This window comes from Pseudomonas sp. UBA2684 (genome assembly GCA_002354655.1).
In the GTDB taxonomy this organism is placed as follows: Bacteria; Pseudomonadota; Gammaproteobacteria; order Pseudomonadales; family Pseudomonadaceae; genus Aquipseudomonas.
Map to the genome: position 1 here is coordinate 6,201 of DELY01000038.1, position 338 is coordinate 6,538.

Annotated in this window: 1 pseudogene; it reads left to right on the forward strand. The window is 69.5% G+C overall.

Annotated features, from left to right (window positions below):
* Positions 1-338, forward strand: a pseudogene (locus tag B3M58_RS12795) (electron transport complex subunit RsxC); the annotation flags it as partial.

Consider the following 338-nt stretch of genomic DNA (forward strand, 5'->3'; position numbering starts at 1 on the left):
CCCGCGCCGCCAAAGCGGCGCAAGCCAAGGCGGCTCAGGCCCAGGCTGCACCGGCTGCGGCCAGCAGCGATGCCGCAGCGGCCAAACCGGCCGGCGTTAGCGATGAGCAGAAGAAACTCAAGATCGAAGCCAGCATGGCTCAGGTCGCCCTGAGAAAGGCCGAGAAACAGCTGGCCACCCACGTCACCCCTGAGCTACAGGCCCAGGTCGACGAACTGCGCAGTGCCGCTGCCGCCGCCCAGCAAGCCCTCGACACGGCCATGGCCGCCCACTCGCCAGCCCCTGCCGCGCCCCCGGCTGCCGACGATGGCGCGTTGAAAAAGGCCAAGATCGACGCC